Genomic DNA, 20,764 nt, shown 5'->3' with positions numbered 1-20,764 from the left:
GTCAATTTGTGACGTTCACGTTCCTGTCTTACTCTATGACCAATTTCAGTTTTAATATCTGTTGTCATTCTTACCTCTTAACCACAATCCATAAATTAACAATAATTCTTTTTCAAATCCGTCATATTATTTTCCAAAACTTGGATGTCTTGGCTGACTTTGAGAATGACAATGCTGCCTTGAATACTGGAGATGACTTGACGGGCCTGCAACTGCGACCGTTCTTCTGACCAGTCAGCATGCAGGTCTTGCAAGAGGCTGGCTAACTTCTCTGTCCACTGGGTCATAAAATCATTGAGAGGACAGCGGAAGTTCTCATCTTCTGTGGACAATTCCACAATCAGATTACCAATTGGGCAACCATAAAAGACTGTCTGACTTTCATGAAATTGACAAACCCAGTCAATCATATCCGAAAACTTGTCACTGTAAGACTTGTCTGCTTCAAAAATATCTTCAAAAAGCTCTTTTCGCCACTTTGCTAAAATATCTTGAATGACCGTCAAACCAATTTCCTTCTTAGATTTGAAATAATAATAAAGCTGCCCCTTGCCAACATCAGCCACCTCCATGATGTCACTGATGGAGGTGGCATCATAACCCTTCTGATAAATCAATTCCTCAGCACTTTGTAAAATACGCTCTTTAACGCTCATCTGCTCACCTCTCTTTTTTCCTATTATAGCAGATTCAGAGTCTGAGACCAAACAATTGAAACCACCTCCTTTTGCCACTGTTTTATCATTAAAATTTTTGTTCTGAGCAAATTGATTTACAAATTCGATTTTAGATGTTATTATAATTGTACCGAACGGTCAGTATATAACTGAAACTACCATTTGGAAAATCGTCCTATTTCGATAGGCAAAATTGTTACTAACAGTCTAAATTCCTATAGGCTGTTAATCAAATCATATTAGGAGGAACCTCATGTTCAATAAGAAAAATGTCGCATTTGTTATCACAGACCCACAAGTTGAATTCCTAAAACATCCTGGTAAAGGATTCGGAGCAACTAAAGACGTTCTTGAAAAAGTTAATACTATTGAAAATCTGACAAAGCTTTTCGCTTTTGCTAAAGAGCGTGGCTACAAGCGTTTTATCTCACCGCACTACTTCTATCCACACGATCACAAGTGGCAATTTAAAGCTGCTGGTGAAACGATGATGATTGAAAACGAAATGTTTTGGCGTGATAACCAGTATTCGGCAATTCCAGAAGGCTCTGGAGCAGATATGATTGAAGAGATTAAACCATTTTTGGATGAAGATACTATTGTTGTCAACGGACATAAAATCTTTGGCCCAGAAAGCAACGACCTTAACCTTCAACTCCGCAAAAATGGTATCGACACCGTCATCTTGGCTGGTATGAATGCTAATCTCTGCGTGGATTCACACATGCGTGAACTCATAGAATTAGGCTACAATGTCATTGTTGTTAACGATGCTGTCGGTGCTCCAGGTGAAGAAGCCTACCAAGCTGCCCTGACAAACTACGGCTACATTGCCAACCAAGTTTTGACAACTGAGGAAGTTATCGCTCAACTTTAGTATAAAACTTTGGCATAAAGAAAGGACTTCAAATAGATAAAAAAAGAGAGTTTTACTCTCTTTTTTTACTTTTGACTTGTATCCAAGAATGGTTATCGATTGCTCGATCTTTTTAGAGACATTAATATTAGAAAAAGAAAGGAAAAAACGCCATGTCTTTATTAAAGTGATATATGAGAAAATACAGTTCGAAAAATAAATGAAGTTGTAAAGTATGACAAATGTAATACAGGAAAAAGATGAGCATATTTTAGATCTCAAAGGTCAGATAGATGATGACAAGAAGCAGATTAATCAACTGCATACGATTATCTTAGCGACTCAAAAAGATAATCAATTGCTGATGGAGCAGAAGACTAAGAGATGGTGGAAGTTCTGGAAGTGAGGATTTGGTTTTGATAAATTTGGGTCTTCGGAATATATAGTGGAATTACTTTCTTAATAGTTTAAAAACAACTGGTGTTTAAATCGGATTTTCTGGTGGGATGTTAGGATAATCAATAGTATTATATAAAAGTATCAATCACATACGAGTGATACTTTGGGAAAAAAATAAAATAGTCCAATTTACTTGACCGTGTACTATGGTACATGGTTTATAATATTCAGGGGGTGAAATAAGATGATTTATCGCATTAGTGAGTTTGCAGATAAATGTGGAGTTAATAAAGAAACGATCAGATATTACGAGCGAAAAAATTTATTACAAGAACCTCACCGAACGGAAGCTGGTTATCGGATATATTCATATGATGACGTTAAGCGTGTTGGGTTTATTAAACGAATACAGGAACTTGGTTTCTCTTTAAGCGAGATTTATAAATTACTTGGTGTTGTAGATAAAGATGAAGTTCGTTGTCAAGATATGTTCGAATTTGTTTCTAAAAAACAAAAGGAAGTGCAAAAACAAATAGAGGATTTAAAACGAATTGAAACTATGTTAGACGACTTAAAACAACGATGTCCAGATGAAAAGCAATTACATTCGTGTCCAATAATAGAAACATTAACATGAGAGATTAATTAACGAAAGGAGCTTTTTTATGAATAAATTTAAGGTAAACATTTCAGGAATGACTTGTACGGGTTGTGAAAAACACGTAGAATCAGCACTTGAAAAGATAGGTGCTAAAAATATTGAGTCTAGTTATCGTCGTGGTGAAGCAGTATTTGAACTGTCCGATGATATTGAGGTTGAAAGTGCAATAAAGGCGATTGCTGACGCAAATTATCACCCGGGCGAAGCAGAAGAAATACAAGTGCAATCGGAAAAAAGGACAGATGTAAGTTTAAATGATGAAGGTAACTATGATTATGATTACATCATCATCGGTTCTGGTGGAGCTGCCTTTTCATCTGCCATTGAAGCCGTTACTTTGAACGCAAAAGTGGCTATGATTGAGCGTGGAACGGTGGGTGGAACTTGCGTTAATGTCGGATGCGTTCCTTCTAAGACCTTATTAAGAGCAGGGGAAATCAATCATCTAGCAAAAAATAATCCATTTGTGGGATTACACACTTCGGCTTCAAATGTTGATTTAGCGCCATTAGTAAAACAAAAGAATGATTTAGTAACCGAGATGCGAAATGAAAAATATGTGAATTTAATTGATGATTATGGTTTTGAATTAATAAAAGGTGAAGCAAAATTCGTAAATGAAAATACAGTTGAAGTAAATGGCAATCAAATCACAGCCAAAAGATTTTTAATAGCTACAGGTGCTTCTTCAACTGCACCTAATATTCCCGGATTAGATGAAGTAGATTATTTAACAAGCACTAGCTTATTGGAATTAAAGAAGGTTCCAAATCGTCTTACCGTAATTGGTTCAGGATATATCGGCATGGAATTAGGACAACTATTTCATAACCTCGGGTCAGAAGTCACTTTGATTCAAAGAAGCGAGCGTCTATTAAAAGAATACGATCCTGAAATTTCAGAAGCCATTACTAAGGCCTTAACAGAACAGGGAATTAATTTAGTAACAGGTGCAACCTATGAACGAGTTGAGCAAGATGGAGACATTAAAAAAGTTCATGTTGAGATAAATGGTAAAAAGCGAATTATTGAAGCAGAACAATTGCTAATTGCCACTGGAAGAAAACCAAATACAGAATCATTAAACTTACATGCAGCAGGCGTTGAAGTTGGTTTCCGTGGTGAAATTGTCATTGATGATTATCTTAAAACGACCAATTCCCGAATTTATTCAGCTGGAGATGTCACTCTCGGTCCTCAATTTGTTTATGTAGCTGCTTATGAAGGTGGACTTGCTGCTCGTAATGCAATCGGAGGACTAAATCAAAAGGTCAATTTAGAAGTGGTTCCAGGCGTTACGTTTACTTCTCCATCGATTGCAACGGTTGGTTTAACGGAGCAACAGGCAAAAGAAAAAGGATATGAAGTGAAAACATCGGTATTGCCGTTGGATGCTGTTCCAAGAGCGCTCGTTAATCGGGAAACAACAGGTGTTTTCAAATTAGTGGCAGACGCGAAAACATTGAAAGTGTTAGGGGCGCATGTAGTGGCAGAAAACGCAGGAGACGTAATTTATGCAGCAACATTAGCTGTGAAATTCGGTTTAACTGTTGGAGATCTGAGAGAAACGATGGCTCCATATCTAACAATGGCAGAAGGATTGAAGCTGGCTGTCCTAACTTTTGATAAAGATGTTTCGAAATTATCTTGCTGTGCAGGCTAAGGGAACTTTTTTACAACTCCCTATTCAAGTGAACCAGCTAATGCTTTAAGGGATTTTCTAAGTGCATTTGTGGTCACAAAAATAATTTAACACTGATGATTTCGACATTACAGACAACTTAGGTGTCGATTTTTCCACACTTATTAAGAATTTGGAGAAGGGTGATTTATAAGCCCTTTTCCACCATAAAATCCGAATACCCTAAATTTAAAAGAACAGAAGAAAAATGCCCAGGTGTTTATTAAACGTTGGGAAAATCGTAGACGGGAAGAAAACTTGGTTAAAAGAAAGTGAAACAGTAGCAAGATTATTTGAGATGTATGAAGAGTTAACAAAATAGACCTCAATGAGGTCTATTTTTTGTATAATCGACTTCGATTTGCGGGATTTTATACAAAAACTCTGCATTTTTGATGCTGACATGATGATTCTGAGAGCTTTTCAGTTTTTTTCGTGAGCAACTGATCATCTAGACTCTTAGAGCCCCAAGGACTTACGAGAAACCCTTAATCAAACTTTCCAAAAAAGATTAATTTTTCGGAAAGTTGATTTATAGTCTCTTTTAAATATAAAATTAAAAAGATGTGCAGGTTGTAATTAACTTGTGCATTTTTTTGTTTAAGGTGAATTCAAAGTATCCTAATATACCATATAGCTGAGAAATAAATCAAAATAGGGAAAAGAAGATATTGACAGAATTCCAGGGTTTGGTATAACAGTCAACTAGATAGTTACAATGATCAACAGGAGATATTCCTGAAGGTGTAATGTAAGATATTAGTGAAAAGATCGGAGAACATACATGGAATATAGTAAACTAGGCTGGGAAGAAGTTAGTAAGTTTGAGGAAATAAAAGGTTATGGACAACATATTTGGCGACATCATGAGAAATATTTTTTTGTTACAGATGAATGGGGAATAGTTGAACAGAGGGTAGTCTATGAATTACTATATAGAACTATTTCAATCACCCTACCAAGTTTTTCTGAGTTACTTGAAAAGTCTAACTTAATTTGACAATTTAGGCAATAAAGAAATTCTAGACAAGCTTTTGAGCTATTCAGAAGACTTGAAACACCACTATCATCTCTATCAGCTCTTACTTTTTCACTTTCAGAATAAGGAACCAGAAAAATTTTTCGGACTCATTGAGGACAATCTAAAGCAGATTCATCCTCTTTTTCAGACTGTCTTTAAAACCTTTCTAAAGGACAAAGAGAAAATCGTCAACGCCCTTCAACTACCCTATTCCAACGCCAAATTGGAAGCAACCAATAATCTCATCAAACTTATCAAGCGCAATGCCTTTGGTTTTCGGAACTTTGAAAACTTCAAGAAGCGAATTTTCATCGCTCTGAATATCAAAAAAGAAAGGACGAAATGTGTCCTTTCTCGAGCTTAGCTTTTCTTCAACCCACTACAGTTGACAAAGAGCCGTAGATTTTAGGTATTTACCTTGTCTACTTAAGAGGTATCATATCATCGAGATAAAGGTGATTTGTTTGTTCCTAAGAATTAGGTTTTAGGTTTGACTTGTGGTAACTTCTGGAAAAAGCTTGTCTAGGATTTTTGGAGTGATAGCTTGTCCAGGACCTTCAGCACAGTAGGTGTGAATATACATAGAGGGATTGAAGTTGAGCTCGATACAAGTGCAATGAGGTTTTTCCTTGCTAGCAGGCTGAGTTCTATCTGGAATGATGAGGTCAACCCCGCAAGCCCAGGCCCCCATGCTAGTTGCCATAGCTGCTGCCAATTCTTGGTAAGAGGAATCTATTGTCTCAGTGACATCAATAGAGTCACCACCCGTAGAGATGTTGGAGTTACGGCGGAGATTGACCTTTTTCCCTTCTGGGAGAATATCATCAGGTGCATAACCTTGCTGAGTCAACATCAATTGTTCGATGTCTCCTAGCTTAATGATTTCCAGAGGTGAGCGGTGGTCACGGCCTCGCAATGGATTGGCATTTTTCTGAGCGACTAATTCACGAATGGTGTGTTTGCCATCACCGACAACATTAGCAGCGACACGAAGGAGGACAGCCTCACAACGCCCGTCCAGAATGAAGAAACGGTATTCGGTTCCTGGGATAAATTCTTCAACAAGAACAGCTGTATCTTCTGCAAAGGCAATCTCGAGAGCTTTCTTATAGTTATCAAGGCTGGCAGGCTCTTGGAAAATGGAAATGCCCAGACCGAAGTTGGTTGATTTTGGTTTAACCACAATTTGTTTGCCCTTGATAAGAGGATAGTAGGCTAGACCTTGTTCTAGACTGGTAAATTCGTCGCCGGCAGGGACAGGGAAGCCAGCATCAGCCAGGATTTTTTTGGTCACGGTTTTATTAGCCATGGCAAGAGGAACTACATAGTTGTCTTTTGAGGTCATGTTACCATTTTTGACGTACTCAACATGATCTTTATGCCAGAGTTTAAGGAATTGATCCTGCTCATCTAGGATTTCAAAATGAAGCCCTTTTTGAATGGCATCAAAGAGCAGCATCTGGGTAGAAAGTTCCATCTCCTCATAACCCTTAAGGGCATAGTGGGCAGTCCAGTCGTAATCATGATAGGCAAGCGCCTTGTCAAGGGCAAAGTCAGAAAGGGACTTGTCTTTGATATGAGGAAGAAGTTGAGCAGCTAGTGTCTGACTGGAATCTGAAAAGGCATCTTTAACTTGTTTGACCAGACCTCGATGATAGTCACCAAGCCCAAAATGTTGCACCAGTTGGTCTAGAGCTGTCGTAATGTTCTGAGTTTCAGCTTCAGAAGGTAGAGGTTCTAAAGGATGAGAGAGGGCAATTTTTTCATTCAGCGCGTGACCTTGAGCCAGAGCCTGATCAACATTTTCAGGGGTATCCAGCCAGAGGAAGGCTAGAAGGAGTAGGTGTACGGTATCCATGGTAGTTTGGCTAATACCGATACGCTCAAAGGGGTTGAGGTCGAAGTTACGGAATTCTAGGTAGGTGATTCCCTTGTCAAGGAAGGAGCGATTAACCTTTTGTCCACGGAAACGAACAGCCGAGTAAAATTCCTTTTCCGCAATCAAATCACCTTGTTCGATATAGTTTTCGATGGCAGAGACATAGTCTTCTAGGCTTGCAAAAGATACTTGTATTTCTTCCTTATTGACATAACCATGGTCGCTGTTTCGGAAGGAACGCACGAGTTCTGGCACTTCTTGGTCGAAGAAGCCTTGCTCAGCAACAGGTGCAGCACCAAAGAGATAGGTAATCACCCAACGATAGCGCAAATAGTTCTGAGCCAGCTTGAGATAGAGGGCGTTTTTGAAAGCAATTATATCAATCTGGTCACTTTCTTGGAATAGGGCTTCAACCAAATCTTTCCCTAGTTCCATATTATAGTGGATACCTGAGATAGCTTGTAGTTTAGTTCCGTATTTTTCGGCTAGGTAGTTACGATAATGGCGTTCAAATTCATTTTCCAGTTGGGCAACTTGGATTTCTTGGGCGTTGATACGAGGAGGCATGGACAAGGGCCAGAGAAGTTCATCTTTACTGATGGAACGTCCAGCTACATCGGTAATGGCTCCAAGAAATCGACGAGCCTCAGTGGTAGATTTAGCAACTGGTGTGATGAGTTCCATCTGAAACTCACAAAAATCTGTTTGAATATAAGGGTGGAAACTTCGAGCTCCTAGGCAGGAAGGGTGAGGCGTATGTGCTAATTTTCCCTGTCTATCGACACGAAGACTTTCGCGTTCAATTCCAAAGTTAGCTTGAAGGATAGGGCTAGTAGGCTCCAGCTTTTGAAGCAGTTGATTTATAGTCATAGAGTCACCTTTTCATCTAATGTAAGTAATAGTATATTATAATAGGGCAAAGAAAACAATTTTCCGCTACGGTTAAGGGGAATTTTCGAATGTTTTAGATAAGAATTCTTAAAACCAGTTGCTTTTTAGCTCTATTATATGCAAAAATTGTAAAATACCCACCGATTTTTATGTAAAATGTTATTTCTCTTGCAATTTAAATCAAATTAGCCTATACTAATGACGTATATATGAGAACGAAAGAATCCCTAGGGTCGGCACTGCACCCATAAAATGAGACACAAGAAAACACTCCTGTTGTGGTAAACTAGAAACAGGGGTGTTTTGTTATGGTCAAAAAGCATATTCAGTAGAAACTAAGCTAGCCTGTATCGAAATGAAGAAGGCAGGCAAATCAAATAAAGTTATCATGGATACCCTCAGCATCAAAAATGCTAGTCAGGCCAAGACCTGGTAGCGATGGTATCAGAATGATGAATTGTACCGTTTCCACCAACCCGTGGGGAAACAATATACTTATGGTAATGGGATGAAACAGTTATCTGAAGTGGAACAGTTACGATTGCAGGTAGAATTACTAAAAAAGTATCAGAGCTTGATAAGAGAATCGACAAAGTAAGTCTTATCAAGCTAGTAGAAGAGTATAAGAAAACGTTCCCTGTATCTATTATTTTAGAATGTTTCGGCGTCAAACGCTCCACCTTTTATCGCTGGAAACAGGAGTGTAAGAATTCTCAGAAAAGAGGCGAAATAGCAGATAAAATCGAACAACTCTGTATAGAAAATCACTTTATTTACGGCTATCGAACCATCACTCGCTTACTAAAGAAAGTTTATAACCTCGTCGTTAATCGCAAGAAGGTCTATCGTATCATGAAGGAAAAGGGCTACCTTTGCCGTGCCCGTCCCAAGAAGGAACCTAAATTAGGGAAGCCTTACCATGTAACAGACAATAAGCTGGATCGTGATTTTCAAGCAGACAAGCCTATGGAGAAGCTTGTCACAGATATTACTTATTTATACTTAGGTAAATGTAAGCTATACTTGTCCTCCATCATGGATCTTTATAATCGTGAGATTGTGGCTTATACCATCTCAGATTGTCAGGATACGGACTTTGTGTTGGACACGCTCCATCAATTGGAATTACCTCAAGGAGCGATCTTACACAGTGATCAGGGATCGGTTTACACCTCAAAAGCTTACTATCAGGCTTGTGTAGAAAAAGGCATCACCCGCTCCATGTCCCGTAAGGGAACACCAGCAGATAATGCCTGTATCGAATGGTTTCATTCCGTCCTAAAGTCTGAAACCTTCTATCTCCATAAGTGAAGAAACATAACTGGAGATAGTATAACAGATATTGTCAAAAATTACATCATATTTTATAATGAAACTAGAATTCAACAAAAATTGAATGACCAGTCCCCTGTAGAGTACAGAGAATTGGTCGTAGAAGGGGTCCAGCAACCGAAGGGCGCTAGCCTTCAAATTTTCCTCCCAAAATGTGTCCAAAATATTGATAGAATTCCAGTTTTTGATAAGTCCGTTTAAAAAGACGAATCATCTTCTATTATATATTATTTTCTAAGTCAAAAATGATATAATAAAATGCAGAAACGGTTATATGAGGACTTTGTCAAGATTTTTTGGAAAATCCAGATGTTGTTTTTTTCTCTACCTATTTTTCTAAAACTGGGGAAAATCTGATATAATAAGCTTTGTAGGTGTATTATATTAATACTTACAGAACCGAACTATTCCCCTATTTAAGAAATATTGATTCAAATTTTATGAAATCAATCAGTAAATATCGTTCATAAAAACCTTGATATTACGCTATTTTTAGTCCAACTGAAACTCATACTTTCCAAACCAGGTCTTAAGAAAGCTCGTAAAGCATCACAATTCTCAAAACGTTAAGAACCAGCTACAATACAGCATTTACAACACTTCATGGTTCACACCATTACTTTTTAAGATTGCGATAAGCAATCTCTCCAACAGCCATTGGAATGACATTTGAAGTGTTGACATAAATTTGAGTTGTGCCTGTCTCACTATGTGTTAGAGCCTCAGAAATAGCTTCAATAGATGTTCCAGCCGTTGCCCCTGTATGTCGTAATTTATGAGGTGTAGCGTGTGCTAACTCTTTGTGACGTTTTCGAATGCTTTTCATTTTGTTATTTAGGTAATCAGAGTGGAGAGGTTTGTTTATGTTTTCCTTTGTATCTATATAGGTAAAGACAAATTGTTCTGGATTGCTGATGATACCGAACTGTGCTAGTTCGTATTTTTGTTGTTTTTTCCAAGAGGTATGAAGTTGAAGTAAGTCATTAAAAATAGAGAAAATAGGATAGCAAAAACTCTATTTGCGGAGAAAATGAAGCAAATATTTCCATAATAAAACGCATAATATCAAGGATTGAATGAACAACCTTGATATTATGCGTTTTTCTGATTTTAAAGCCTGATTGCTCAGTCTCTTTATAGTCTGTTTGATTATTAAATCGTTATTAAAATTCAATGGAGATTCGTCATTATGAGTAATAATAGTTCTTCCAGAAGTTATAGATTCCACTTTATCCCATTAGATAGTGTGTTCTAAATTCACTATATCTTGTTAGGTTTTAGGGAGAATCATTGATAACAGACTGTTGCAAATCTAGTTAGCTATATGATTTATACTTATTTACTTTTCTAGTAACCAATCTATGATATTTTTTTTCTCAATTCCGTTGTAATTTGCTGTTGGCTGAATTGTATCCATTGTTAATAGATATTTTGGGAATTGATCTTTAATGGCTTCTAGTGGTCTAAGTTCTCTTTCTAGTGTTTCTGGAGCAAGTGTTGTTTCACTGACCTGATAATAAGCGTAGTGACCAAGATCAGTTACAACAACAAAATCAACCTCATATTTATCTAAATTACCAACATATACTTGTGAATATCTACGTCTCAATTCCAAATAAACAATATTTTCCAAGATATGACCAATATCTTCTTTGTGGTCTGGCAATAAGAGGTGTCGTAAACCTAAATCAACGGGATAATATTTTTCTAAGCGTTGTAATAATGCTCTGCCTTTTACATCAAAACGTGGAACGGAATAAAAAAGTAAACTGTCTGTCAAAGTCGTCAAATAATTTTCCAAAGTATTGTGGGATATTGAAACATTTTGGCTGACAAGGGTATTGCGAATCTTATTTGTTGATATTAAGCTACCTGTACTACTGAGAAGGGTTCGTACAATGCGCTCAATAATAGTAGGATTTGGATTTCCCAATCTAGTGACAATATCATTTAACAGTATTGAGTTATATATTCCTCTGAGATAATCAATTTTTTCAGCGTAAGATGATGTTTGCAATAAGTAAGGGAAAGCACTAAAGAGATAATTGTTAAAAATTTCTGTTGTATTCAGATTCTCTGAGAGAGATTGACCTGATAGGTATTCTTCAAATGACAAAGGAAGAACCTCTATCTCAACATACCGACCAGTCAAGTTTGTAGCTAATTGGCTACTCATAAAGTAGGCGTTTGATCCAGTCAAATAGAGGTCAACATTTGGCAAGATGAATAGACTATCTGCTACCAGTTCAAATTTTTCAACATGTTGAATTTCATCTAAAAAGATATAGTATGTTTTTTCCTCAACTAATCTTTCTTTTATATAAGCGAATAATGTTTGAAAATCTCGCAGGTCATAATAACTCAGATCTTCAAAATTGATGGATATGATTTGATCCTCGTCTACTCCAGTTGCTAGTAACTCCTCTTTATAGAGTTGAAAGAGAACAGATTTACCAGCTCGTCTAACTCCACTCACAACTTTGATGATTGGCCGATCACGATGTCTTCTTAAAAAGTCTAAATAATGTGGTCTTTTAATATAGTTCATAATAGTTACCTCAAAGATAGTATAATATAAATAGTAATTATTTTCAAATATTTAGAAATAATCTGCTATTTGTTTTGTTATTTTTAAATATCTAGAAATAATATCTTCAGAATAGAAAAAGAAATTGTCCAGGAATGAAGAAACTGTACATTTGTTGTTAAACTGTACATCATCTTTGTGATACAGTAGTTCGTCTTTCTTAATTACATAAGCTCCGAAAACTAAAAAAGTGATAACCCTTTGATAACCTCTCGATTTTTAAAAGGGTTATATATGTAAGGATTGAGGATTTATCTCTCAAAAGAACTTGAGTTTAGTGATAATTTACCATAAATATCATGATGTAGAAAAAACCAGGTCTTAAGAAAGCTCGTAAAGCATCACAATTATCAAAACGTTAATCAACACGCTTATATCAACGTTTACAGACATTTAAGAAATTTCTCTTGGATGTCTTTTTTTGTCTAGCTAAATTTTACAAATTGGGCAATTTAGGTTACTCAATAATATAAAAAAGATAAAAATTTAAAGTTCGAATTTTAATTTTAAAAAAAGTAATTATTATTGAATATCTGTTCAAACATTTTTTCTTTTCTAAGGTTAATATAAGTATATATACTTTAAAAAAGGAAGTCAAACATCTTGCTCATAGATTTTTGCATTTTTAAAAAATACATTTTGTCATATAATAATGTGGAAAATTGACGGATTCCTTAAATAATCATATAATATGAATATGTAAACCCTTACATACTATTCTACTTATACTTGATAAAATGCAAGTTCTTGAGGATCTATAAATATATAGACACTCTTCTATTTATAAAGTGAAATAAAGAATCACGGAGAAAGTTTATGGATATTAAAGAGACATTCAACCAGCTAGACAATACAAAATTTAATGATTTCAATAATCGCCTTGAAGGTTTTGAGAAACTTTTTAAAGACAAATATTATTTTACCCATCCCGAAGATTTTAGCTCAATCTTTAGCATTTTGGTAAAGTATGGAAAAAGTACAAGTAAATATATTTTATCGAAAGGAGAGATATATGAGTGAAATAGTTATTAATGCTCAGAATTTATCTAAAAATTTTTATAATTTTGATTCAAGACTCCCATTTATCAAGAGATTTTTGAAACGTAATCAAATAACGATTCGAGCTGTTCAAGATATTAGTTTTACGATTAAGAGAGGGAGTATAGTTGGCTTTATTGGGAGTAATGGAGCTGGTAAATCCACAACGATTAAAATGTTGACTGGGACTCTTTATCCTAGTTCCGGAAAATTAGAAGTGAATGGAGAAATTCCATTTAAAAGAAGTATAAATTTTAGAAAAAAAATTTCAATAGTAGTAGGAAATAAATTACAGTTATTTCAAGATGTTTCGGCTATGGATTATTTTCAATTGATTGGTACTTTATATGAGGTAGAACCGGCGATTTTACAAGAACGAATTCAGGAATTAAGCAATTTGTTGAATGTAAAAGATCAGCTTTACCAGCAGGTCCGGACCCTCTCTCTTGGACAAAAAATGAAAATGGAGTTTATCGCGGCATCTTTAACAAGTCCGGAAATATTATTTTTAGACGAGCCTACTATAGGGTTAGATATACAGTCTAAAAAAGATATCAGAACATTTTTAAAGAAAATGAATGAAGAATGTCATACTACTATTATTTTAACGAGTCATGATATGGATGATATTTCGTCTGTTTGTGACGAATTAATCGTCATTGACAAAGGAAAAATTATTTTGCAGGAGTCAATGGATGTTATTTTATCTAAATTTTCTGATTTTAAATATTTAAAGATAAAAATGACATTAGATTTGGTACCAGAGTTATGCTCTGTTAAAGGAGTAGTAGTCATTTCTCAAACAAAATCGGAATGTATACTAAAAATACCTAGAGATTTTGTCTTTGAGACATTAGAATCAATCAATAAGCTTGTAGATATAGAAGATTTTGAAATATCAAATCTTTCTTTAGAAGAAATTATTTTACAAAACTATTTTACAAAAAAGGAGCACAATTGAAAAAAGAAATGTCTATTATTCTGATATCATTTCGATCTATTTTGAACTATAAATCAAGTGTACTATTGTTAATGTTACAGGCAAGTATACAAATTATGATATCAGTATTTTTATGGACGTATATATATCAGAGTAACCAGATAAATATAGCAGGATATGATTTTACCTCAATGGTTCAATACTATTTGGGGACTATAATTTTTTCATATTTTGTTTTTTATCCAGTTGATTGGGAAATCAATGACGATGTTCATTCAGGAAATTTTTTTAGCATATTAATAAAACCTGTTACTTTTTATAAGTATTATTTTTGTAAAATGCTTGGAGATAGGCTTGCTCATTTATTATTTATCATCATTCCTGTCATTTTATTCTCCAGTGTTTATTACAAGAATGAGTTATTAACCATTGAAATTCTTATTTTAGGAAGTATTGCAATTATTCTATCTATGGTTCTATGGTTTTTAATATCATGTTGTGTAGGTATGCTTTCTTTTTGGTTAGAAAATATATTTTTTGTCCTTACTGTTAAAGAAATAGTAATTCAGTTTTTATCAGGAATATTATTGCCTTTAAGTTTTTTTTCAAATAATTTTCGTCTGTTTTTAGATGTATTACCTTTTAAATACTTAGTATATGAACCGCTTCAGATGTTTAGTAATGATACATATAAATTAATAGACTATTTGAGAATTATTTGTATTCAATTGATTTGGTGCATCATTTTTTATATTATATCAAGATTCATATTGAGAAAAGGAGTGGAGCACTTCTCAAATGTGGGAGGATAAAATGTTTAGAATAAAAGTAATTTTTAGGCTACTTCATTTTGGTTTTAAATCTGATATGAATTTTCATTTTGACTTCTTTTGTGGTCTATTTTCGTCGATACTGTGGATTGGTTTACCTATTGTATTTTTTAGATTGATTTTCTTAAACATAGACTCTTTTAATGGTTGGGACTATTATCAAATTTTATTTTTGGTAGGTTCCTACACTATTGTAGATGGAGTTATGATGGGATTGTTAATTAGAAGTATGGGAATTTTAGAATCAGATATTTTGAGTGGTAACTTGGATCAAATTTTATTGAGGCCGTTTGATACTCAGTTGTTCTATATTTTTAGATCATTTAATTTAGTTCAATTCGTGAATACTTTTTTTGGTCTTGCGATCATTTTTATAAGTTATGGAAATTTAAATGTACATTTAAATTCATTAAAAATATTATTTTATATCCTTTCTTTAATGTGTGGTTGTATTATATATTATTCAATTTGGTTTCTAATAACGATTAGTTCATTTTGGTTCCCAACTAAATTTTCAAAAGTAGATGTATTTTTGAATTATATTGGAATTTCTAAGTATCCATATAATATATTTACAGGTATTAACAGATTGATCACTATGTTATTTGTTCCCAATTTATTAATTGCCAATCCTGCAGTATTAATATTTTTAGGGAAAGATACATTGAACCTATTTTTCTATCAAATAGTTTTTACAGTTTTTTTGATTATTATCAGTCGTACAATTTTTAGAAAAGGATTGAAAAAATATGAAAGTGCAGGAAGATAAACAATGTTGTTCAGTTATATGTTTGACTAAAGGAAGTGATTCGCTGTACTTTGTTTTGTGGTCATTGAAACATCAGATAATTATAAACTATAATTTAAAGAATAGTATTATTAACTTATAGGTGCTAAGAAAAAATTTAAAGAAATTCCCTCATTCAATCAAACTTATTCATATTTTTTAAAATAAGAAAATAGTTGGATTTTGATGATGGTTGATATAAAGCTAAACTGAAAGTACCTGAAATCCAACTGTGTCAAACCAGGTTTTTAAAGCATCGCTTCTAGTCCAGATTTGTTTTTATTTTATACTTGTGAGCAATCTTGTATTAAATCTTTATTTTATGAACCAAATAAAAAAAGAAAGTAGTTCCGACATCTTATCAAACCAAATTTTCTTTACTATTTTGACTTTGGCTCTGTTTATATTTAGTTCTTACAGACTGATAACGATTAGTGATGACTTTCAAAAATTAATTGCTCTGATATCCACTATTTTATTATTTATCTTACTTATTCTACTTATTTGGGGAATAAAATATGCCAAGGTAGCTAGTAGAAAACATAAAACAAATTAAATTTGCTAAAATTGAGCGGTATATCGCTATACTCTCTCTGTCTTACTTTTTCGTGATGTTTTCTAAGAATATTTCTTATAGCATTTTTTCAAGAAGACGATATGGAATATCCTGCTGGTCAATTCTTTCTTATGCTCTTTGTAATTTTATAGTTTTGACTTTATTTTTTCAGTAAAACCAGCATTTGCTCCCAGTAAGTGCTGTGTTTTTTTCTTCAAATGACCATTTAGGATGAAATACAGACTGTTTATGATTTTCGGCTTGTTATTTGAAGAAAGTGCGCTATAATCTAAGCAGGTTAAGATTGACTTTACAAATGGTTGAAGTCTGTTAAGACAAAAAACTTTTAATCAAAAATTTATGTTATAATAACAGTATAATAATGTTTGTGATTTTTGGAAAAAGGTGATTTGCTATCTCTAATGGCACTTTTTGGAATGGAGGGCATCTATGAAGTTAGAAATGATAGGCATTAGCAAGAGCTATGGCTCTAAGTCTGTTCTTAAAGATATTTCCTGTGAATTTACTGAGGGAGTTTATGGTTTGCTTGGGGCAAATGGTACAGGTAAGACGACCTTGATGAATATCATTTGTGATCTCATAAAGCCGAGCCAAGGAAGGATAAAGTTTGACGGCGCCTCGCATGTAGAAGAGTATATCCAGTATCTCGGATTCTTGCCTCAAGATTTTTCTTATTATCATAACTTTACTGGGCTCGATTTCCTTTTATATATGGCCGCTCTTAAGGGAATGACAAAGAAACAAGCCAGAGTAGAGAGTGATAAGTTTTTGAAGCTTACTGGTTTATATGATGTTCGGAAAAAGAAGATTGCTTCCTATTCGGGTGGTATGAAGCAAAGACTCGGTATTGCGCAGGCACTTCTCAACAATCCCAAAATATTGATTTTAGATGAGCCGACTGTGGGACTGGATCCCAAGGAAAGGGTGAAATTCAGAAATATTATCAGTGAGCTATCGGCTAATAAAATCATCCTCTTATCTACTCATATCGTATCGGACGTAGAAGCGATAGCCAAGGAAATCCTAATCTTAAAAGATGGAAATTTTGTGGAAAGAGGTAGTGCTAAGGAACTTCTTTCACTTATCGAGGGGCAAGTTTGGGAATTTCGTGTTTCCGAACGTGAGTGGCAGCGTTTTGCAAAGGATTATGTAATTGTGAATGAGCGGATAGAACCAGGCGGTATCGTCTTGCGGGTTATTAGCGATGATAGTCCTTTCGAAGGGGCGCAACGGATAGTGCCAAGTCTGGAAGATTTGTATATTTATTACTTTAGAGAGGAGGTAAATGTATGATAGCATTAGTTCCTTTTGAATTGAAAAAATTATTAAAAAAGAAGTCAGTTTTAGGTGCAGTACTGGCTATTATGTTGGTTTTAGCTGGATTGTTTTATGCAAATTTTTTTAATGATGGACAGATTAGCGGATCTTCAGCTGATCGAATACATGGAAGACAAGCAGTTGTGATCAAACAAAAGATTGCTGAAGAGCATACTGGTTATTTATCTGATGAGTTAATGGACAAAATCGTTAATGACTATGCAGCCAATATGCCCTATTTCAAACAGAATGATTTGTATGATATGTTTTCCTGGTATGCTATTGATCGTCTCGTCTCAAATTCTCAAGAAATTTTAACAGATACCTATAAATCTGATAATGTCTTACATTATGATCAGATCAGTCTCAAGTCACAAGAAGAGCTGCAATCCTATTTTCCTTTAAAAACCTTAAAGTTAGGAAATTTTGCTCCTTGGCATAAGTTGTTTAATACCTTAAATGCTGCTTTTAGTTTAATGGTGGTATTTGTGATCTATATTTGCTGCTCTGTTTTCTCAGGTGACCGAGCAAGAAAGATGGATTCATTACTTTTGACAACTAAATATGGTCGCAATCAGTTAACGATTGCAAAAATCTTATCTGTTTTTGGGATTGCTACTGTAACATTTGTCCTTATTAATAGCCTTGTTTTGCTGGTGTTTGGGACTTATTTCGGTTGGAGTGGTTGGGATACCAGTGTCCAGATGAATTTGGAATGGATTTCGACTATTTATAATATTTTGCAATTTCCTGTCCAGATGAACCTCTTAGAATTGTTGATTCGCCTTATTCTATTCCAGTTTGTTGGTTTACTCTTTATTCTTGGGGTGATGGTTCTCATATCTAGTTTGACAAAGTCGCCGCTGGCAACATTTGCAAGTTCTGTAGGAATGTTCTTAGCTCCAGACTTTTTGATGAATATTTTCAGAGATGGTTTGATAAATAAGATACTAACTATTTTTTCAATTTCAACGGATGGAACGGAAGGAATCTTATTGAAACTTTCCAATAGCAAAGGATTTTTCTTCAATGATTTTACTGCAAATAGTGTCAGCGTAATCATTATCCGGCTCTCTCTCATGCTCCTCTGCTGTCTGATGACTTATCGGATCATTCGAAAAAGAGGACTTTAAACTAACTGTTGTCTATTTTAGAAAAGCAGTTCCGCTTTTCTGATGGAATATACAAGGAAAAAAGAGGTCACTAATATGGAAAAAAATTGTTTTATAAAATTTCTCTGCTTATATCTTTTGTGTTAACGGCAGGAGGTCTATTATTAACACTCTGTAATTATTTATTTTTTAATTATCCGTTTTTAAACCAAACTACGGTAGGTCTAATTGTCTCGTTTTTAATTGTTTTGCTTATATTTTTTAGTTCTCATCATAGAAATAAGAATTGATTTTTTGATTACTTGAGAATAAAAAGAAAAACTGCTAAAGGCATTCTTTGCAATTATCTTTTAAGGGAGTTGATTTTATGACTAATACTAGGCGAGCAGTAGTTGCTACGAGCTTAGGTTTCATCTTATTGTTAGCAGTGGGGATTCTACTGCGGATTCGCTTTGGGAGAATGGTCTTTTTGTTAAGTCTATTCTGTTATGCGGAAGCATTTATCATCTGGTACGCGAAAAGTAAGTCTAAGTCGCAGATCAGTGGCAGTCGGAGTATTGAACTCTTTTGTCTCTATATCAAGCAGTTGAAAATCTTTTATGTCACAATTTTGTGTCTTTCGATTCCTTTCGTTTCCCTGTCTTCTGATCCCACTTATAATTTGTTTTTTGTGTTTGGCTTGTTAGTATTCTTGCTCTTAAGCAATTATATCTTTAGCTCTCATGGCATTCGGCCATCTAAGAATAAGAGTAATGTAAAAGATTAATTGTTTTATCTTCAGCAGTTATCCTGATTGCTGTTTTCTACAAAAGAAAAGAGGCTGGGACAAAAGTCCTAGCCTCTCAATTGTCTTTGGAATGTCGAGCAAGACGCAGTGGTTGAGTGGACTCTACTACGCTGATTTCATCAGCTTTTACAGCCCTACTCAACTGTGCGGAGGTGGAACAACGAAATCGAATTCTAACGAATTACCGATTTCTGTCCCACTCTCTTTTGTAAAATGTGCACGCTTAGTGTGCTACACGTTTACGAGCGGCTTTCTTACGATTTTCTTCGATGAAAGCTGCTTTTTGTTCCTCAGGTTCGATGACTTTTTTCTTAAAGGCATAGACTGCACCAGCAAGAGCAGCAACAGTACCTGCTACACCTGTAAGAACGCCTTTTCCAAATCCTTTAGCCATGTGATTTCTCCTTTTCTGAACTTTTATTATTTATGTTATAATTAATAGTAACGAAAAATCAAAATTTTTTCAAGGAAAAAAGATGAAAACCAAAATAATTGTGATAGTGGGGCCGACGGCGGTCGGAAAAACGGCTCTGAGTATCGAGGTAGCCAAGCGCTTCAATGGCCAAATCATCAGCGGTGATAGCCAGCAGGTTTATCGTAGCTTGGATATTGGCACGGCTAAGATTCGTCCTGAGGAGCAGGAGGGCATTCCCCACCATCTGCTGGATGTGCGGGAGGTCGGCGAGAGTTATTCGGCCTATGATTTTGTGACCGAAGCGGCTCAGGCCATTCGTGAGATAGAGTCTCAAGGTCAGCTTCCCATCATTTGCGGTGGTACGGGGCTCTATATCCAGAGCTTGCTCGAGGGCTATCATCTGGGCGGATCTGTCCCTCACGAGGAGATTCTGGCCTATCGCGCGCAGCTGGAAACTTGGTCAGATGAGACTTTGTTTGGGAAGATAGCAGAACTGGGTATCGAGATTCCTCAGATAAATCGACGCAGAGCTATGAGAGCGCTGGAGATTGCTCAGTTAGGCGGTCAACTAGAAAACAATCAACCAGACTATGAAGCCCTGCTGATTTGCCTAGATGATGAACGAGAAAAACTTTATAAGCGAATCAATCTACGAGTGGATATGATGGTGGAAGACGGACTTTTAGAAGAAGCTCGCTGGCTGTTTGAGAAAGCTCCGACCAGTCAAGCCAGCAAGGGGATTGGCTACAAGGAACTTTTCCCCTACTTTGAAGGTCAGATAAGCCTAGAGGAAGCGGTGGACAAGCTCAAGCAGAACACCCGCCGTTTCGCCAAACGGCAACTGACCTGGTTTCGCAACCGGATGTCTGTGACCTTTTATCAGGTGGGAAATCCAGACTACAAAGAGCAGGTTATTGAAGACATCAAGAATTTTTTGGACAAATAGCTGGCTGACCAAGTCTTAGTAAGGATATGAA

At 35.4% G+C, this 20,764-nt stretch carries 18 protein-coding genes and 2 pseudogenes; 15 read left to right on the top strand and 5 right to left on the bottom strand.

Annotated features, from left to right (window positions below):
• Positions 1–95: 95 nt before the first annotated feature.
• Positions 96–656, bottom strand: coding sequence for a TetR/AcrR family transcriptional regulator (locus FZ954_RS04270; protein ID WP_061600461.1), 561 nt, complete (start codon positions 654–656; stop codon positions 96–98).
• Positions 657–930: 274 nt separating this feature from the next.
• Here FZ954_RS04270 and FZ954_RS04265 point away from each other — a divergent pair, with 274 nt between their 5' ends.
• The 6 genes and pseudogenes from FZ954_RS04265 to FZ954_RS04245 form a co-directional block, all read left to right on the top strand.
• Positions 931–1,554, top strand: coding sequence for a cysteine hydrolase (locus FZ954_RS04265; RefSeq protein WP_061600463.1), 624 nt, complete (start codon positions 931–933; stop codon positions 1,552–1,554).
• 214 nt (positions 1,555–1,768) lie between these two features.
• Complete coding sequence (locus FZ954_RS11730; RefSeq protein ID WP_187423332.1) at positions 1,769–1,939, top strand: hypothetical protein; 171 nt, start codon at positions 1,769–1,771, stop codon at positions 1,937–1,939.
• 237 nt (positions 1,940–2,176) lie between these two features.
• The gene (gene merR, locus FZ954_RS04260; RefSeq protein ID WP_001863748.1) at positions 2,177–2,569 is read left to right on the top strand and encodes an Hg(II)-responsive transcriptional regulator; all 393 of its coding nucleotides are present in this window, start codon (positions 2,177–2,179) and stop codon (positions 2,567–2,569) included.
• A 28-nt stretch (positions 2,570–2,597) separates the two neighbouring features.
• Complete coding sequence (gene merA / locus FZ954_RS04255) at positions 2,598–4,256, top strand: mercury(II) reductase (RefSeq protein ID WP_148877357.1); 1,659 nt, start codon at positions 2,598–2,600, stop codon at positions 4,254–4,256.
• Between the two features lie 802 nt (positions 4,257–5,058).
• Positions 5,059–5,274, top strand: coding sequence for a hypothetical protein (locus tag FZ954_RS04250; RefSeq protein WP_000456789.1), 216 nt, complete (start codon positions 5,059–5,061; stop codon positions 5,272–5,274).
• Between the two features lies 1 nt (position 5,275).
• Positions 5,276–5,659, top strand: a pseudogene (locus FZ954_RS04245) (transposase); the annotation flags it as partial.
• Positions 5,660–5,779: 120 nt separating this feature from the next.
• Here the strand turns inward: FZ954_RS04245 and gshAB are convergent.
• Complete coding sequence (gshAB, locus tag FZ954_RS04240; RefSeq protein WP_049531677.1) at positions 5,780–8,044, bottom strand: bifunctional glutamate--cysteine ligase GshA/glutathione synthetase GshB; 2,265 nt, start codon at positions 8,042–8,044, stop codon at positions 5,780–5,782.
• Positions 8,045–8,420: 376 nt separating this feature from the next.
• Between gshAB and FZ954_RS04235 the strand changes: the two are divergent.
• Positions 8,421–9,490: pseudogene (locus FZ954_RS04235) on the top strand (IS3 family transposase); the annotation flags it as partial.
• Between the two features lie 523 nt (positions 9,491–10,013).
• Here the strand turns inward: FZ954_RS04235 and FZ954_RS04225 are convergent.
• Both FZ954_RS04225 and FZ954_RS04220 read right to left on the bottom strand, forming a co-directional pair.
• On the bottom strand, positions 10,014–10,397 hold the full coding sequence (locus tag FZ954_RS04225) for a tyrosine-type recombinase/integrase (RefSeq protein ID WP_148877355.1): 384 nt from the start codon (positions 10,395–10,397) through the stop codon (positions 10,014–10,016).
• Positions 10,398–10,736: 339 nt separating this feature from the next.
• Positions 10,737–11,945 carry an ATP-binding protein gene (locus tag FZ954_RS04220; protein ID WP_084911765.1) on the bottom strand — a complete coding sequence of 403 codons (1,209 nt, stop codon included), beginning with the start codon at positions 11,943–11,945 and terminating at the stop codon, positions 10,737–10,739.
• Between the two features lie 855 nt (positions 11,946–12,800).
• Between FZ954_RS04220 and FZ954_RS04215 the strand changes: the two genes are divergently transcribed.
• From FZ954_RS04215 to FZ954_RS11910, 7 genes are all read left to right on the top strand, one after another.
• On the top strand, positions 12,801–13,004 hold the full coding sequence (locus tag FZ954_RS04215) for a hypothetical protein (protein ID WP_003010127.1): 204 nt from the start codon (positions 12,801–12,803) through the stop codon (positions 13,002–13,004).
• Positions 12,997–13,983, top strand: a complete 987-nt coding sequence (locus FZ954_RS04210) for an ATP-binding cassette domain-containing protein (RefSeq protein ID WP_003010129.1) — start codon at positions 12,997–12,999, stop codon at positions 13,981–13,983. Before FZ954_RS04215 ends, FZ954_RS04210 begins: the two co-directional genes overlap by 8 nt.
• Positions 13,980–14,774, top strand: a complete 795-nt coding sequence (locus tag FZ954_RS04205) for an ABC-2 family transporter protein (protein WP_003013825.1) — start codon at positions 13,980–13,982, stop codon at positions 14,772–14,774. Before FZ954_RS04210 ends, FZ954_RS04205 begins: the two co-directional genes overlap by 4 nt.
• 1 nt (position 14,775) lies before the next feature.
• Positions 14,776–15,561, top strand: a complete 786-nt coding sequence (locus FZ954_RS04200) for an ABC transporter permease (protein WP_003013947.1) — start codon at positions 14,776–14,778, stop codon at positions 15,559–15,561.
• A 1,024-nt stretch (positions 15,562–16,585) separates the two neighbouring features.
• Positions 16,586–17,449, top strand: a complete 864-nt coding sequence (locus FZ954_RS04190) for an ABC transporter ATP-binding protein (protein WP_148877353.1) — start codon at positions 16,586–16,588, stop codon at positions 17,447–17,449.
• On the top strand, positions 17,446–18,606 hold the full coding sequence (locus tag FZ954_RS04185; protein WP_148877351.1) for an ABC transporter permease subunit: 1,161 nt from the start codon (positions 17,446–17,448) through the stop codon (positions 18,604–18,606). Before FZ954_RS04190 ends, FZ954_RS04185 begins: the two co-directional genes overlap by 4 nt.
• Positions 18,607–18,952: 346 nt before the next feature.
• Positions 18,953–19,351, top strand: coding sequence for a hypothetical protein (locus tag FZ954_RS11910; protein ID WP_148877349.1), 399 nt, complete (start codon positions 18,953–18,955; stop codon positions 19,349–19,351).
• A 244-nt stretch (positions 19,352–19,595) separates the two neighbouring features.
• On the opposite strand, the gene FZ954_RS04165 is transcribed toward FZ954_RS11910, so the two are convergent.
• Positions 19,596–19,766 carry a DUF3042 family protein gene (locus FZ954_RS04165; RefSeq protein WP_005590510.1) on the bottom strand — a complete coding sequence of 57 codons (171 nt, stop codon included), beginning with the start codon at positions 19,764–19,766 and terminating at the stop codon, positions 19,596–19,598.
• Positions 19,767–19,848: 82 nt separating this feature from the next.
• Here FZ954_RS04165 and miaA point away from each other — a divergent pair, with 82 nt between their 5' ends.
• Complete coding sequence (gene miaA, locus FZ954_RS04160; protein ID WP_148877347.1) at positions 19,849–20,733, top strand: tRNA (adenosine(37)-N6)-dimethylallyltransferase MiaA; 885 nt, start codon at positions 19,849–19,851, stop codon at positions 20,731–20,733.
• Positions 20,734–20,764: the final 31 nt, after the last annotated feature.

Source organism: Streptococcus sp. Marseille-P7375, from assembly GCF_902460365.1.
Classification (GTDB): Bacteria; Bacillota; Bacilli; order Lactobacillales; family Streptococcaceae; genus Streptococcus; species Streptococcus cristatus_I.
The sequence above is the reverse complement of the archived record's forward strand: the minus strand, read 5'-3'. Positions and strand labels throughout refer to the sequence as shown.

Excerpts from the sequence above, each read along its gene's own strand:
- FZ954_RS04270 (WP_061600461.1), bottom strand. The coding sequence starts at position 656 with ATGAGCGTTAAAGAGCGTATTTTACAAAGTGCTGAGGAATTGATTTAT.
- FZ954_RS04265 (WP_061600463.1), top strand. The coding sequence starts at position 931 with ATGTTCAATAAGAAAAATGTCGCATTTGTTATCACAGACCCACAAGTT.
- FZ954_RS11730 (WP_187423332.1), top strand. The coding sequence starts at position 1,769 with ATGACAAATGTAATACAGGAAAAAGATGAGCATATTTTAGATCTCAAA.
- merR (WP_001863748.1), top strand. The coding sequence starts at position 2,177 with ATGATTTATCGCATTAGTGAGTTTGCAGATAAATGTGGAGTTAATAAA.
- merA (WP_148877357.1), top strand. The coding sequence starts at position 2,598 with ATGAATAAATTTAAGGTAAACATTTCAGGAATGACTTGTACGGGTTGT.
- FZ954_RS04250 (WP_000456789.1), top strand. The coding sequence starts at position 5,059 with ATGGAATATAGTAAACTAGGCTGGGAAGAAGTTAGTAAGTTTGAGGAA.
- gshAB (WP_049531677.1), bottom strand. The coding sequence starts at position 8,044 with ATGACTATAAATCAACTGCTTCAAAAGCTGGAGCCTACTAGCCCTATC.
- FZ954_RS04220 (WP_084911765.1), bottom strand. The coding sequence starts at position 11,945 with ATGAACTATATTAAAAGACCACATTATTTAGACTTTTTAAGAAGACAT.
- FZ954_RS04215 (WP_003010127.1), top strand. The coding sequence starts at position 12,801 with ATGGATATTAAAGAGACATTCAACCAGCTAGACAATACAAAATTTAAT.
- FZ954_RS04210 (WP_003010129.1), top strand. The coding sequence starts at position 12,997 with ATGAGTGAAATAGTTATTAATGCTCAGAATTTATCTAAAAATTTTTAT.
- FZ954_RS04200 (WP_003013947.1), top strand. The coding sequence starts at position 14,776 with ATGTTTAGAATAAAAGTAATTTTTAGGCTACTTCATTTTGGTTTTAAA.
- FZ954_RS04190 (WP_148877353.1), top strand. The coding sequence starts at position 16,586 with ATGAAGTTAGAAATGATAGGCATTAGCAAGAGCTATGGCTCTAAGTCT.
- FZ954_RS04185 (WP_148877351.1), top strand. The coding sequence starts at position 17,446 with ATGATAGCATTAGTTCCTTTTGAATTGAAAAAATTATTAAAAAAGAAG.
- FZ954_RS11910 (WP_148877349.1), top strand. The coding sequence starts at position 18,953 with ATGACTAATACTAGGCGAGCAGTAGTTGCTACGAGCTTAGGTTTCATC.
- FZ954_RS04165 (WP_005590510.1), bottom strand. The coding sequence starts at position 19,766 with ATGGCTAAAGGATTTGGAAAAGGCGTTCTTACAGGTGTAGCAGGTACT.
- miaA (WP_148877347.1), top strand. The coding sequence starts at position 19,849 with ATGAAAACCAAAATAATTGTGATAGTGGGGCCGACGGCGGTCGGAAAA.